This window comes from Alteromonas hispanica (assembly GCF_010500915.1).
Taxonomy (GTDB): domain Bacteria; phylum Pseudomonadota; class Gammaproteobacteria; order Enterobacterales; family Alteromonadaceae; genus Alteromonas; species Alteromonas hispanica.
In genome coordinates, this window is the sequence record NZ_JAAAWP010000002.1 from 441,327 (window position 1) to 456,214 (window position 14,888).

Consider the following 14,888-nt stretch of genomic DNA (forward strand, 5'->3'; position numbering starts at 1 on the left):
GAAACAGGAATTTTATGGCAGGCTTAAAACGAATTATTCTAATCGATACTCACTTGCCTGGTGTCGTTGAACTAAAGCTTGATGGACATACCAATATATGTGGCACAAACGCTTCCGGTAAAACAACACTTCAGCGGCTTATCCCAGTCTTTTATGGCGAGTATCCAAGCCGAGTGGTTCCTGCGACCCGCGATAGCTTTGAACGATGGTACCTTCCGCGCCTCTCTAGTTTTATTATTTACGAATATGCTCGCGCAGACGGCGACTTATGCCAAGCTGTATTAAGTTCCAACGGTACAGGTGTTAATTACCGTTTAATTGGAAAAGCGTTTGATATTAGCGATTACCTCATTGAACAGAAAAATGGTAAGCATGTCAGTGTGGGCAGCGCGGAACTCGCTCGAGCAATGAAGCGAAGCAATGTTACAGTAACAAGCTTACTCAACACCAAAGACTTTCGAGCCATTATTCAAAACGATCACGGGGTTTTAAATCAGAGCAATACAGCAAGAGAAGTCTTAGGGTACGCGAAGCTATTTAGTTTATGTGAATCGTCAAAGCACATGCGTCACATAGAAAAACTCGCCAAAGCTGTGCACTCTAAAGAAGGCAAGATGGAAACTATCAAAGCCATGATTGCCGCCATATTGGAAGAAGACGGCGTAACGCCACCTACCTCTGGGTTGAGTCGTCACCGTGTCGATGACTGGATAAAAGAATGTCAGCTTATAAAGCAGTTTGACAAGATAAGGCCTGAGTTTTCAAGACTCGAGCAAGCCTATATGGCGCTGAGCAATGCCGAACAGCAATTGGCTACCTTAAAACATACCTTTGAGCTTGATAAAACGCACTTATCTGCCCGCGTAGAAACAACAAAAAATGAACTCGATGAAAATAGCTTTCAGCGCAAACAAGTTGATAGCGAGTGGCATGATAACCGCGACCATCTAAATCAGGTTATTTCAGCTGCACGAGCCGATGTAGAAAAATTCACCATTGAGCTAGAAAATGTAGAAAGTGAATTTGATAAGTGGCAAGAGGAAGATATCGAGCAACTGAAAGAAGATGTTGGTAATTTGCCTCAGTGGTACAGTCAAAAAGAACTTAGCGACAGCCGATACGCGCTATTAACAGAAAAGCATCAAGATATTGAGTCAGCGTATAATAAGCGACTGGCCGAGCTTGGTGAAACGCTCTCTATTACCTTGGAAGAGCTTTCAGAAGCGCGCCAAGAAGCAGCCGAACAAAAGTCTTTGCAGCAGCAAAGTGAACGAGAGGCGCTGGGTAACATTCGCGATGATTATACTGCTCAACTCAATACGCTCAACAGTGAATATCAAACGAGTGTGAACGAGTTAAAAGTTGTTGAGGCAGAATTAAAGGCCGCATTGAGCAACGCAGGCTACAACGAGTTTGAACAATCACAACTGGATATTTTAGACGCAGCTATAAAAGAGGCGTCAGTGAATGAGGATGTTGCAAGAACCGAGCTTAGGCAGGCACAACAAGCTCATTCTAAAGCCTGTGAATATCGCAAAACTTGCTCTCAAGCGCTGGATAGAGCCAGAACCTCTTTTCAACACGAAGAAAAGGCCGTTGATAAAATTAACGGACTGCTTTATCCGGGAGAGGGATCTCTTCTTGAGTTTTTACGTGCAAACGTAGAAGAGTGGGAAGTTTCACTGGGCAAAGTGATACGCCCAGAATTGTTAGACCGAACCGACTTAGCACCTCAGATGGACGGCGAGAGTGATACCTTTATGGGGGTAAAGCTAGCGCTTCAAGAGCTAGATACACCAGATTATGCGCTAACCGAACAAGCGCTGAAAAAGCAGCTTCAAGACGCCGAAATACGCCAAGCCGCAGCACTAGCTGCGCAAAATGAATGCGAGCAGCGGCTAGCAAAAGCAAATGAAGAGGTGCGTAACTCCGAGTTAGTGCTTACTCAAAAAGATAATGTGGTGAAAAGTGCGGAGGCAAGTCGTAAACGTGCTCAACAAGATAGAGACACTGTGCTTAGCGAGTATCAACAAGCTCTGTCAGAGCGCAAACAAAAAGCAAAAACAAAGCTAGAGGCTAATCAGCAGAGCCAAAAGCAAGTAAAGGTTCAGTTTGAGGAAAGTCGCGATGAAATAGCTGCTCAACAAAGAGAGTCCGAAACCGAGCAGAAATTTCATTGGCAGCAACTTATTTCAGATTCTGATGCACGCATCTCTCAGCTTGATAATGACATGCGTAAGGCAAAAGAAAGCGCAGCCCAAGATCGCAAAGACATGCAAGACTGGCTGGAAAGCGAGTTAAATAATCGCGGTGTGGATATTGATGAAATTGGCCAGCTGAAAAAACAAATTAATCACCTTAAAGAGTCTATCGCACGAACTGAAACCCATCGTCATAAAGTCGCCGACTATGAACGCTGGTATACCAACGTTTTCACCAAACAAAAGCTAATATGGCAGGAAGGGCTTTCAAAAGCTCGCAAGTCACTTGGAGAATCTCAGCGTAGTTTAGCCAGTAAACAAAGTGCTTATAAAACAAAACGAGAGCAGCTGCGTGATGAACACAGCCAGCTAGAGAGCGCGCTTAAAACCGCCTCTGAAAATTTGGAACAGGTGAAAAATCTCAGTAAGTCTCTTTCTAAGCTTTCACTTAATGCCACCGCAGATGCTGCTGATATTAAACACGATGATGTGAGTATTGGTCAGCGTATTTCCGAAGTGCAAAGTCAGCTTCAAGAGCGTGAAAACTTGCTTAGTGATATTCGTGCCTATGTTGAACGCTTTGACCAGTTAATTGCGGCTCAGGCGGGCACAGGTTTATCAGATACATGGGAGCGAGCGCGTGAAGAGTGTGCAACAATAAACACGCATGGCGTGAAAAGTTTTGACCACCGCCGCATGGTTTCCCACCTTTCGCAGCTGCTAAATGTCATCGTGCCGCAGAAGCTTCAAGGCCTGCGCGAGCAAGGACGAATTTTTGGCGCAGATCTTTCTCAATACTATTTTGTATTGGCGGATATCGACAAACGCATCGTGTCGCAAAGCCGAAGAATTACTCAAGAGGTAGATGGGGAACTCTTCCTGGACGGTGTGTCAGACTCCGCAGTGAAAATCCGCTCTAGAATTAGCGAGCTTGAGTTTTGGCCAGAACTAGAACAGTTCAGAAAGCATTATCAGTATTGGATAGAAGAGGGCGCTAACGAGCTTCCAGAAGAAGAGTACGGCCAAAGTATGCGAAGAGTGCTCGATATTCTAGGGCGAGCGGCATTAACCGGCGGTATCAGTAAACTGCTTGATATAGAGCTGCATTTGCGAGAAGGCAACAGCGACCTTGTTATTCGAACAGACCGACAGCTCAATGAATCGTCGAGCCACGGTATGGCCTACCTGATTTTATGTAAGTTCTTGCTAGCGTTCACTCGTCTGCTCCGCCAGGATGCGGCAGCGACAGTTCATTGGCCTATCGATGAGTTAGGCACGCTGCACCAAAGCAACGTTAAAAAGATTTTTGATGCGTGTCAAAACAATAACATTAGCGTTGTTGGCGCATTTCCAAACCCTGAATCAGAAGTACTTACCTTGTTTGAAAATCGATACCTTATTGACAAGGTCACTCGTCAGCTGCAGGTGGTGCAACCGAAAGCGAGTTCAATTGCTGCGAGAATAAAAGCAAAAAAACAAGATGATGCAGAAACACGAGGAGCATCGGCATGATGACAGAGCAAGGTCGCGTATTGAGTGCGCTTTTGCAAGGAGCATTTATTTGTCAAGTAACTGACGAGGAAGCGTGGCGCTTTTTGAAAAGTAACGATAACGCTGAAAAATTACAACCCCACTTATCGTTACTCAATCGCACGCTTTCTACCACGGCAGAGGGCGATGTTTTCTTTGCGAGTTACTCAACAATTGGAGAGCAAGAGCGCAAAGTTCTCACTCAGCAGTTTCAAGAAACGGCATCAAACCTTGTACCGCTCATCGAGTGGTTATTGCTAGTACAACAGGCTAACGAGTCTGATATGCCAATTACCATGGGCAGCGCTATTCGTCTAAATGAATTACAAACGAGCATTGAAGATACGCCAGCGTATAGTGAGCAATTAGAGAAAATTTCTCGATATCGAATGTTTGGCTCTACCAGTGTTAACGTAGACGGCCAGCTAAAACAGGTATTTAAGCGTCTCACTGAGTTAGGCTATTTGATTAAGCCAAATCCCGAAAAACAAATTTATTTGGGTACGGGAAAAATAGAGCATTTGTATGAAACGTTACGCTTTATAGATGAGACCGAAGCGCTGAGCTTGTCTGAGCAGGCGGAGGCCGCAGTATCACAGGGTAACCTAATATGAGCCAAGTTTTACTGCAAGCAGGTACCAAGCTACTTAACGCCCTTGGTCGCCACAGTGACTTAATCATGCAGGCTTATATCAACGGTTCGGTGAAAGAGCGCGATCACAGTTCAAAAGTGCTAGAGCAGTTAGTGCAATTAGGTGTGCTGTGGCGGCCAGAAGCACAGAGCGAGTTGCGGTTGAAAAGCGCGGTTCGTACCCTTCTTGAGGGAAGCCTGCAAGACGAGCGAAACAGAACGATAAATGCTAACGTTGGTGCATCGCTTGCCAGTTTAAAAACCCTTACCGAGCATTATAAAGAAGCGCTGCACTACAACAAATTTAATGAAGCTGCTGCACATATGAGCGATCTTACAGAGCATGTCTATCAGCTGTCGGAAACGTTGAGCAACAGCGTTAGGGTTATGTTTAGCCGAATTAATAATGAGTTTGGGTATGTTTCTTCAGTTGATGCAAAAATACGCGAAAATGAGTTAGCACAAAAACAGGTGACAGATTTACTGGCACAACTTGAATGCTTTCGATTCGATGAATTAAGTGAAATAGCTGGCTCCAATCGGGAACTAAGGCACCTGTTGGTGGTATCTCTACAGCAGCGCTTCTCAAAAGCAGCCCAAGAGCTATCTGTGGTACAGGCTAGGTTGCTTGACTTACTTGGGCGTTTCAGAGAATTTCAGGGACGGACACGTCTACTTAAAGGGTTTTTGTTACACGTAGAGCAGCAGCCAGATTTTGCTCCAGGAAATTACGCCAACCTCACTAATGTTCCTGTTTTGTTCAATCAAAGTGCTTCTATCATTGGGCACGCCGCTGCTGATGTGAATAACGTGGCGCAAGAGCAAGACTACCAGGAAATGGTGGCAACCCTTACTCACATTCACAAAAAACGGGCTACTGTAGATGAAGGTAAACCCTATGATATTAATGTCACAGAGCAGGAAACACTTTCGTTAGTAAAAGATCCACTACAACACGCGGTTGAGGCCTATTTTTGTGATGTTATTGATTCCGGGCAGCCAAAAACAGCGCTTGATTACTTTGAAGAGCAGCAGCTTGAGTTTGATCCAGAAGTATGGCTGTATCAGGTAATAGGTGGCTATCAAGCATTGGGAGAGGAAGAGAAGCAGTTTTTCGCCTTAGAGCCCCACGGGAAAAATGATCAAGTTTATACTGGCAATTTTTATATAAGTGACATTACCTTAGGTCTGCGCTAAGACGTGAACCTAGTGCTTAAACTCGTCGTAATTAATAGAAAAGTTTACAAAAAAGTAACATTATGAGCTATAAAGTTTAAGTGGGCGTAATGATGTTGTCATGGGGTAAGTGTATGGTATACACCATGATGACAGCCTGCGACTCATTCAGACTTTTTGAGTAGTGTTTCAAAAATTCCTACAGGATGTAGGAAAGTTGTGGTGCTGGTGCGTACAGTACGAAGAGGAAGAAGTTATGCAATTATCAGAACAACAAAGTTTTAACCAAGCCCTTATCAAACTATCGGTATTATTGTATCAAGTCGATGGTGTGGTGACGCTCTCAGAGCAAGACTATCTCAATGAGATAGTCGAAAAGCTTGATTGGGAAAGTCCAATTTGCCCAGAAGCATTCATCAACGATACGATTTATCAAACCCGAAAAGCTATCGACACCGGAGACGCGCTTCCTTACTTGCGTAGCCTTCAGCAAGATTTAACATACGATGCAGAAAAGACCTTAGAAGTCGCTATGGCTATAACTGGCGTCGACGGTGAACGAAGTGAGGCTGAAACAGAGCTGCTTTCGCTGCTTACCCACAAAGTTCTTGCCAAAGCTCTAGTGAGTGGTGCTGCTGCGGTCCAATAACGTTCCAACCATTGGTTTTTATGTCCCAGCTTTTAGACAACAACAAATCAGGGCGGTGGTCTGTCGCCCTTCTACTTACTCCACTAATTATTAGCTGCCACTCTTTTGATGACGCCAGGTTTGAAGCAAGTGAGCAGCCTTTCCCCACACAGGTAGCGCCTTTTGATGATTATTTAGCGCAAGTAGGAAGCTACCTTCGCAACAATCGAGACTTTATTAGTGAAGATGAAGGTGCGGAATTAGCCATGAACATGCCGTTTGAGTGTGGTTCATCCATAAGCAAAAAAGGTTTATTTCTTGTTCACGGTTTAGGCGACTCTCCCTATTTCTTTAAAGAGGTTGCTAACACCTTGTGTGACAGTGGACTGAGAGTGCGTGTCATACTGTTACCCGGCCATGGATCTAAACCAGGAGACATGCTTAACGTAAGTTATGAACAGTGGCAAACAGAGACCGACTTTCAACTTAATCAGTTTGCTGAAACCGTTGAACAGCTTTTTGTGGGCGGTTTTTCTACAGGGGCGAATCTCACGACAATTAGTGCTTTCGGAAGAGACGATATAAAAGGAATGGTGCATTTCTCCCCAGCGTTTAAATCTCGCTTTTTTGTGTCTCAATTAGCGCCTTACATAGACTCACTTTATCCTTGGCCGAACGTTGAAGACGAAGACAACCCCAGTCGTTATAACTCTACAGCTATGCCCGGTTTTGCCGCATATCAAGAAAGTGTTAACGAGCTTCAGCGCCGTTTTGATACTAACGACAGTGAAGCATCGACCCTGAATATACCGGTGTTAATGATGGTTGCTGAAAAAGACAGTGTTGTTGATACCGAGCACGTTGCAAGTCGCTTTTACGAAAACTTTACTCATCCCAAGAAATGCATGCTTTGGCAAGGCGAAAAGTTGCCCGTTGCGGCCAGCATAGTTAACACAAATAACCCGCCTCATGTTGTGATTCAGTCTATGAATCTGCCTGAAAAGAGAATTAGTGCAGCGTCACATATGAGTGCACTTTTCTCAGAATCTAATGATTTATACGGTCGATTAGAGGGAAACAAGGCACACCAAAGTCGCAGTATTCGAATTTGCGATAACGGCCAGGACAGCGAGCTAGAAGCAAGATGCCGTGCAGGGGAAGATGCCTGGTTCGGGCCTTGGGGATATAGCGATGAAAATGCTAAGAGTGATCGTGTTTACGCTCGTTTGACCTACAACCCCTACTTTGATGTCATGATAGATAACATTTTAGCGCTAACGAACTCCGCTCCATCCGATGAGTTTTGCGCTGCGCCCTAGCGGTCAATCAACTTAAACACTGCTAAAAACATGCGCCTGAGCTAATATAGGCTGATGCAGGCGCATGCTGTAAAGGTATTTAAGATTGTGTTTGCGCTTCTTCCATTTCTCTTTCTAACCTGTCGCTTTCATCAGCTCTCGGTTTGGTAAATCGCGCCAGGGCAAGATACAGCACAGGGGTAAGGTATAGCGTGAACACAACTGCAATGCCTAAGCCGCCAAACACTACCCAACCAATCGCATTTCGTGCCTCTGCACCCGCGCCAGTGGAAAGAATAAGCGGTAGCCCACCCAAAATGGTAGATACAAGGGTCATCATAATTGGTCTTAAACGCACGCTGCCTGCTTCAACAATAGCGTCGTAAACAGAATAGCCTTTGTCTCGTAGTTGGTCAGCGAACTCGATAAGTAAAATAGCGTTTTTCGCCAACAGTCCAATAAGCATTACCAGTCCAATCTGTGAGTAAACGTTGATGGACGTGTTGGTTAAAAACAAAGCATAGACTGCGGCGGCAATACCAAAGGGAACGGTAAGCATAACCACTATGGCACTGTTAACACTTTCAAATTGCGCAGCAAGTACCAGTAATACAATTACAAACGCTAGTACATAGGTGAGAGCTACTTGTTTGGAAGTTTCCTCAAAGGTCTGTGCTTCACCCAGGAAGATTAGTCCAATACCGTCTGGCAGCGTGTCTTGTGAAATGGCGCGAATTTGGTCAACAACCTCGCTAAGGGCTTTATCTTCAGGAAGCTCTACCTCAAGCTCAATAGCGCGGCGTTGAGCTTGCCTCTCTAGTTCGGCAGCCACTCCTTCTTCACTGATGTATGCTACGCTTGATAACGGTACCAGGTTGCCATCAATGCTTTTAACATAAAGGCTTGTTAAGTCAGAAGGCGCCATCGTATTGCGCGTGCTGGTTTGAAGCATAATCGGTATAGATTGGTCGCCCACGTTTAAATCAGCAATATCATCGCCATTCACCGCTGCGCGTAATGCACTAGAGATATCATTTAGCGGAACACCAAGCTCCTCAGCCCTGCGTCTGTCAATATTGACACGAAGCTGCGGCTGAGTGGGATCGTAACTTACTCTAGGGCGGCCTAAATCTGGTAGTTTCGTTTCAATCTCGCTGGCAAACGCTTGAGCAGCTTTGTAGATATTTTCATAGGTGTCACCGGTAAGAGCCATCTCCAGGCCGCCGCCTTGTCCGCGAAGATTAAGGCTGTTTCCACCAAAAGCGTTACCGGGTGCGCCGGGAATTGCTTGAAGCCCTGGACGAATTTCATTAACCACGTCTTGCAACGACATGTCGCGCTCGTCCCAATGCTTTAGTGGGGCGGTAATAAAGACGATATTTGGGTCCCATTGCCCCACCACTGTGTACATAGAATCGATAGTGCCTTTTTCCACATAGGGAAGAAGCATCTCTTCCATTTTCTGGGCTTGTCTATCCATAAAGTTAAGGCCCGCGCCATCTGGTCCTCTTGCAAAGATGCGGATGGTGCCGCGGTCTTCACTTGGCAGTAGTTCATTGTCTATATTTCCAGACAAAATATATGCCCCTCCGCCAGCGGCTAAGCTTAATACACCCACTACCCAGCCGTACTTTAACGCTTTCAATAGTGACTTTTGATACAAAGACAAACAGGCGTTACCGAATCGACCAAAGGTAGCGCTAAAAAAGCTTTTCCCATCTGCATTTGGTTTTTTAATCGCTAGGCGTGCAGTAAGTGCAGGTACTAGTGAAAGGGCGACAAAAGAGGAAATAATAACGGCACCGGCTAAAACACCACCAAATTCCCTGAATAATTTACCCGCTGTTGAGGGTAAAAATGCTATGGGGATAAACACCGAGGCAAGCACTGCTGTGGTGGCGACAACAGCGAAAAATACTTCTCTGGTGCCAACAACAGCAGCGGCGCGAGCGCCAAGCCCCATGCTGCGGCGGCGCTGAATATTTTCTGACACTACAATAGCGTCATCAACAATCATGCCCGTTGCCAATACAAGCGCAAGGAGCGTGAGAATATTAATTGAAAAGCCCATTGCCCAAATGATTGCTAGCGCGCCTGCTAAAGACACTGGAATGGATAGGGCTGGGACAAGCGTAGCCCGCCATGAACCGATAAATACCAGAAGGGTTACAATAACAAGGGCTACGGTGAGGCTGAGTGAAATAACCACTTCTTTAACCGAGTCGCGAATAAATTCCGCGTCATCTGCGGTTACAACGATATCCATATCGGTAAATCGTTTGTCTAAGTCCTCAACCATGGCAAGCACTTCATCGGATATTTCGATAGTATTTGAGCTAGCTTGGCGAATAATTCCTAAGCCGATAACAGGCATGCCATCAAGGCGCACCATGCTGGTGGAGTCAGCAGGCCCGAAGTAAACGCTTGCCACATCATTCACCCGTATATCGCCAGAAATAACAATATCACCCACATCTTGCGCCGACACTGAGGTGGCATCAGCGCGCACTATTAGCGCTTGTTCAGCAGATTGAATACTGCCCGCGGGAACGTCAAAGGGTGCTAACGCAAGAGCATCGGCAACGTCGCTCATCGACAACCCGAAGCTAGTTAAACGCAGTGGATCGACCGATACTCGAAGCACCCGTTCGCGATCGCCTCTTAAACTAACATCAGCAACTCCCGGAATACTAAGAAACAAAGGCGCAACGTCGGTATCCACGCGTTCGGTTAGCGTTTCCATGTCCAGCGTTTTGCTTGAAATGGCTAAACTTACTACCGCTTGCGCATCGTTATCTGCGCGAATAATAGCAACCTGTTCAACATCTTCAGGAAGTTGGCGCTGCACCCGACTTACCGATTCACGAGTTTCGTTGGCAGCATCTTCTAAATTAACGCCAGGGCGAAATTCGACGCGGATGCGCGCAGAATTTTCCTCACTTTGAGCAGAAATGTTTTTTACGCCGCTCACACGGGCCACAGCACCCTCAAGCCGGCTTGTTACTTCAGCATCAACCGTTTCTGGCGATGCACCGGGGAAGTTGGCAGTTACAGTAACGCGAGGCGTGTCCACATCGGGCAGCTCACGAACTTCCAAACCGCTTAAGGCAGCGAGTCCTGCAATAGCAATCAGTAAGTTAAGGACAACAATGAGAACAGGGCGTCTGATTGATAGCGATGGAAGGTCGTTGGCGTGCGACGAAAGTTGTTTATCACTCACCTCTAGGTCCCCCAGCAATTTCAGTCGTAATAGACTGTCCAGTGCGCAGGCGCTGTACGCCTTCAGATATTAAGGTGTCACCCACAGTGATATCGCCAGATACTAAAATGGTGCCTCTAAGGCGTTGGTGAACACTTACGTCTAACTTTTGCGCTTTGCCATCAACTGCTAACCAAATGTACGCACCGGTAGCGCCCCATAATAACGCCGACTCAGGGATAGCTGCATACCTATCGCCTTCAATGGTTAAGTTCACTCGGAAGCTCATGCCCGGTCTGAATTGGTCAGAGCGATTATCTAAAAGAGCTCTTGCACGTAACGTGCGGTCGGCTTCGTTAATGCGTGAGTCTACTTGCGCTATTTCCGCGTTGACCAGGGTTTCTCTGTCACTCCATGGTTCCAGTGTGACATCAGGCGAGTTGAGCAATACGGGGAGGGCAGCCTCTGGAGCCTTAAAATTAACAAAGAGTTTGCTTCTATTATCCAGTGTCGTAATCATGGTCTGTTCATTAATTCGATCGCCCACTTCTACATCTGTAAAGCCTACGACACCGTCAAATGGAGCGACAATGTATCTATCTTCTAAATCTGTTTTTGCATCTTCAAGCGCAACTTCAGCTAAGTCACGTTGGGTTTTTGCTAAATCTAATTCGTTAACAGGTACAGCGCCCTGCTTATAACTTGCTTCTAAGCGTTCAACGGTTCGCTGTGCGTCAGAGAGTGTTAACTCTGCTCGCTTAAGTGCGGTTTTCTGTCTTCGGTCATCCAGTCGAACAAGCACTTTTCCTTTTTCTACCGCTTGCCCAGGAACAAAATTAACCTCAGTGACTTCATCTGCCACAGCCGAGTAAAGAATAATTGACTGAACTGCTTCGGCACTGCCTACAGCCTCAACATTTCTTGTCTCATTCATAAACTCGATAGGTTTAGTGACCACCAATTTCGCTTGGCGGTCACCCATAAATTGCCCGTGTGCTAATGGCACAAATAAAAATAATGCTAAAAGACGTGTCCACGTCTTCATCGTTCGAACCACTGATTTGTTCATTGTTGACCCGTTATAATTTTAATTTAGCGTCTATTTATTAGACTTTCGGCTAGTGCCAATTTATACCGTATAGCATCATAGGAGGTTCAGCTAAGCAATTGCAGTTCAGCGTATTCCCTATACAAGGTATCGCTTTTCATCAAAGAGGCATGATCCCCTGTTGCCACTATTTGCCCTTTATCCATAACAATAATACGGTCTGCGTGCTGAACAGTTGCTAATCTGTGCGCAATAACAATACTCGTCTTACCTTCCATCAGTCGGTTGATAGCCTGTTGAACCATTCGCTCGCTCATTGCATCGAGAGCACTGGTAGCTTCGTCGAGCAATAAAATGGGCCGGTCAGCCAAAATGGCCCGGGCAATGGCGATACGTTGTTTTTGGCCGCCAGATAGCTTAATACCTCGCTCACCAAGTTGGGTTTGGTAACGATTATCTAATGCATCAATAAACTCGTGTGCGAACGCAAGTTTAGCTGCATTCATTACTTCATCATCTGACGCACTCGGTTTTCCATAGCGAATGTTGTCCATTACCGAGCTAGCAAATACCACAGGCTCTTGCGTTACTACGGCAATTTGTTGACGTAACGCAGTAAGAGACACGTTACTGATGTTTGTACCATCTAACTCTATGCTGCCAGATGAAGGGTCGTAAAAGCGCATAAGGAGTTGAAACAGCGTTGTTTTGCCTGCACCACTTGGCCCAACCAAAGCCAGCTTTTCTCCAGCGCGAATGTTGAGATTAAGTTCAGTAAAAAGCGGCTTGCTGTTTGGGTAGTGAAAACAAAGGTGTTTAATATCGACAGAAGGTGATGCGTCTGAAAATGATGTAACAGAACTGCTATCGTTATCACCCTCGTTATCGCTAGAGGGCGCTAATTTAAGATCCGACTCAGCTTGCACGAGCTGATACAAGCGTTCGCTTGCGCCAACGCCACGCTGCACCTCACCAATAACTTCACTAATTGTAGCAACGCTGCCTCCCGCCATTACAGCATAAAATAAGAATGCAGATAGCTCGCCTACAGTCATCTCTCCTTGCAAAACTTGGCGAGCGCCCACCCAAGCGATAAAAATAATTGCGGTCATACTGAAGCACATAATGCAACCAATGAGCAAAGAGCGGTAGTGGATGCGGCGTTTTGCTGCATCCATAGCGGCTTCTACGCGAGATGAAAATTGAGTGCGTTCTTTATGCTCTGCCGTATAGGCCTGAACCGTCATGATTTCATGTAAGCTCTCATCAATATGAGCCCCCAAGTCGGCCACCTTGTCTTGGCTAATCTTGGCGAACTTTCTTACTTGAGGCGCCAATACTTTTATTGGTACGAGAACCGCCGGTACGGCCACAATGACACACAAAGTAAGCAATGGGCTAGAGATGCCCATGAGAATAAGCGCTCCCGTGAAGGTAACTACCGAGCGCAAGGTCATTGATAAACTCATACCCACTACGGTTTGAATAACAGTTGTGTCGCTGGTGAAACGAGAAATAACTTCGCCGGTTCTCAGTTCAGCAAAGAAAGAAGGTGGAAGAGATAACAAGTGTGAATAAACCTGGTTTCTAATATCTGCACTAACTCTTTCGCCTAACCATGTCATTAAGTAAAACCTTGCGTAAGTTGCAATACAGGCGATAAGAGTAATTCCTAAAACAACCAGCGTGGCTTTGTTCAGCGTTTCGGATGCACTGTCTACAAATCCGTTATCAATGGCGTATTTTATCCCTTGGCCTAACATCAACCAAGCTACAGCTGCGGTTAAAAGGGCGACAATAGCGCCAGCAACACGCTTTTTGTACTGACCTAAATGCGAACCAATCCAATGAAGAACTTGTTGAGTCGACACATCGTTTAATGGTGTGGTCAAGATAACCTCGTAGAAAATTATTAGTGTAAAGAGAGGCTGGGGAAAGCATCAGCCACGCATAAGAGTATACGTTGTATTGAACATAGATGGAGCGACCTTGCGACTACACTTGCTGTAAATCAGTTAGATGGAATTTTTATGAATAACATGGTGATTACATTGGGGGCGTTAATTACGACCATATTAGTAACGACCATATAATGATGGCCATTGAATAAGAAAGAGTGCTTTTTGCTGCAACACCATGTTGAAATTGAAGGGTGTGGAAAACGGTTAGTTTGTGCTAATAATGAAATAAGACGTGATATGTCAACGAGCATTGCGTCTTTTACTATTTTTGTAGTGCATTATTTTTTGTCTAATACTGCTTAACTCATGGAGCCTACCAGTGAATTTTATAGAGCCACTAGTTCAGAAGGTCCAAAGCATGTGGGTAGGGTTTATCGAGTTGCTGCCTTTGCTAGCCATTGCCTTCATTGTTCTCTTGATAACGTGGGGGATGTCGGCTACGTTAACGAGCCTTTTAAACCGCTCGTTGAAAAACTCTAAAATAAGACGTTCTCTGCATGAGCTCTTTGTCAGTTTGATTAAGGTGACAGTATGGACAGTGGGCGTTTTAGTCGCTGTTACCATCATTTTTCCCAGTCTGACTCCGGCAAAGCTTCTTACCGTATTAGGTTTGGGGTCGGTTGCGGTAGGCCTAGCCTTTAAAGACATTTTTGAAAATTTCTTTGCCGGCATTCTCATTATGTTGCGCAAGCCTATGCGTATTGGCGATTTTGTTGAATGCGAGAATATAAGCGGTCGCGTAGAAAAAATTACGGTGAGAGAAACCTACCTCCGTAAAACAGATGATCAACTAGTTATTGTTCCAAATAGTTTTCTATTTAAGCAACCAGTACATGTACTCACCGATCTGTCTTTTCGCCGCTTCGACATTGTTGTAGGCGTTGCTTATGGTGAAGACGTAGATAAAGCGCGCTCGGTAATAGTGAGTGCTCTAGAGGATATACAGGAGATAAATCATCAGCGAGGTATAGAGGTTTATGCTCGTGAGTTCAATTCTTCCTCCCTTGATTTTACCGTTCGCTGGTGGGCAAGTTCTAGACCTATCGATATGCACAAAAGTAGAGATTTGGTGGTAAGTGCCATCAAGAGAGCGTTAGACAGTGCTGGAATCGAAATACCTTTCCCTTACAGAACGCTTACGTTTAAAGAGCCGCTTACACTGGCTAATCACAACCACAATCAAAATGAACCTGAGAGTTAACGATTTAAGGACGTC

9 protein-coding genes are annotated in these 14,888 nt (G+C 45.4%); 6 read left to right on the forward strand and 3 right to left on the reverse strand.

Going from position 1 to position 14,888, the window contains the following annotated elements; genetic code table 11:
* Positions 1-14: 14 nt before the first annotated feature.
* The 5 genes from GTW09_RS04840 (at position 15) to GTW09_RS04860 (ending at position 7,485) form a co-directional block, all read left to right on the forward strand.
* A complete protein-coding gene (locus GTW09_RS04840) occupies positions 15-3,713 on the forward strand; it encodes an ATP-binding protein (protein WP_163110502.1) in 3,699 nt (1,232 codons plus the stop codon).
* Positions 3,710-4,345 (forward strand): condensin complex protein MksE, encoded by a 636-nt coding sequence (locus GTW09_RS04845; protein WP_163110504.1) that lies wholly within the window; start codon positions 3,710-3,712, stop codon positions 4,343-4,345. The genes GTW09_RS04840 and GTW09_RS04845 overlap by 4 nt, the downstream gene beginning before the upstream one ends.
* On the forward strand, positions 4,342-5,559 hold the full coding sequence (locus tag GTW09_RS04850) for a phosphoenolpyruvate carboxylase (RefSeq protein WP_071979506.1): 1,218 nt from the start codon (positions 4,342-4,344) through the stop codon (positions 5,557-5,559). The genes GTW09_RS04845 and GTW09_RS04850 overlap by 4 nt, the downstream gene beginning before the upstream one ends.
* A gap of 235 nt (positions 5,560-5,794) precedes the next feature.
* Positions 5,795-6,187 carry a tellurite resistance TerB family protein gene (locus GTW09_RS04855; protein WP_071979505.1) on the forward strand — a complete coding sequence of 131 codons (393 nt, stop codon included), beginning with the start codon at positions 5,795-5,797 and terminating at the stop codon, positions 6,185-6,187.
* A gap of 20 nt (positions 6,188-6,207) precedes the next feature.
* On the forward strand, positions 6,208-7,485 hold the full coding sequence (locus GTW09_RS04860; protein ID WP_163110506.1) for an alpha/beta hydrolase: 1,278 nt from the start codon (positions 6,208-6,210) through the stop codon (positions 7,483-7,485).
* A 79-nt stretch (positions 7,486-7,564) separates the two neighbouring features.
* Here GTW09_RS04860 and GTW09_RS04865 read toward each other — a convergent pair whose 3' ends face one another.
* From GTW09_RS04865 to GTW09_RS04875, 3 genes are all read right to left on the reverse strand, one after another.
* A complete protein-coding gene (locus GTW09_RS04865) occupies positions 7,565-10,684 on the reverse strand; it encodes an efflux RND transporter permease subunit (RefSeq protein ID WP_071979504.1) in 3,120 nt (1,039 codons plus the stop codon).
* Entirely contained in the window at positions 10,677-11,732 is a 1,056-nt protein-coding gene (locus tag GTW09_RS04870) for an efflux RND transporter periplasmic adaptor subunit (RefSeq protein ID WP_163110508.1), read from the reverse strand. Before GTW09_RS04870 ends, GTW09_RS04865 begins: the two co-directional genes overlap by 8 nt.
* An 86-nt stretch (positions 11,733-11,818) precedes the next feature.
* Positions 11,819-13,603, reverse strand: coding sequence for an ABC transporter transmembrane domain-containing protein (locus GTW09_RS04875; protein WP_163110510.1), 1,785 nt, complete (start codon positions 13,601-13,603; stop codon positions 11,819-11,821).
* Between the two features lie 388 nt (positions 13,604-13,991).
* Here GTW09_RS04875 and GTW09_RS04880 point away from each other — a divergent pair, with 388 nt between their 5' ends.
* On the forward strand, positions 13,992-14,873 hold the full coding sequence (locus GTW09_RS04880; RefSeq protein WP_232230612.1) for a mechanosensitive ion channel family protein: 882 nt from the start codon (positions 13,992-13,994) through the stop codon (positions 14,871-14,873).
* The last annotated feature ends 15 nt before the right edge of the window (positions 14,874-14,888 follow it).